This window comes from Phytobacter sp. V91, from assembly GCF_965644225.1.
Lineage (GTDB): Bacteria > Pseudomonadota > Gammaproteobacteria > Enterobacterales > Enterobacteriaceae > CBFFRJ01.
Map to the genome: position 1 here is coordinate 1 of NZ_CBFFRJ010000304.1, position 592 is coordinate 592.

At 55.4% G+C, this 592-nt stretch carries 1 protein-coding gene; it reads right to left on the reverse strand.

What is annotated here, in order from left to right:
- The coding region (locus ACSZO4_RS25780; RefSeq protein WP_437891922.1) for an IS110 family transposase at positions 1–592 on the reverse strand (592 nt) is incomplete at both ends.

Genomic DNA, 592 nt, shown 5'->3' on the forward strand with positions numbered 1-592 from the left:
AGACTTTTCACCACTTCGTTATATCTTCCGGCTACGATGGCAGGCATGTATAGCGCGCTGCGCAACTCTGCATGACCCACTTTGCATATCCGGCTCTTCCCTTTCCATAACCCCGACTCACATCGCCGTGGATTCAGCCCTGCGTACGCCACCAGCGCCTTGCTGTTACTGAACCGCCGTAGATTTCCCGCGAACGCCAGCAGGCTGGCACTCAGCATATCGCCCACGCCCGGGATGCTCTTTAGCAGAGCTTTATCACGCTTCAGGTCCGGGTTGTCGTCAATGTGCTGGCTGATTTTCTTCTTCATCTCTTCTATCAGCGCATCCAATTGCGCGATATGTTCAGTCAGGGACGCAAGGATGACCTCTTCAGCCCCTTCCAGCCGGTTTTCCTCCATCTGGCGCATCTCTTCCAGATTTTTCAGATGGCGGACCAGTGCAGTCAGTTGCCGCTCGTACAGCGGAGCCGGGAACCAGGCTGATGGCTGATGCAGGGCGCAGTAACGCGCTATCAGTGCAGCATCGCTTTTATCCGTCTTATTGCGGGTCAGTTCAGTCTTGCCAAAAGCGCTGATGCGCGCCGGATTTTCGA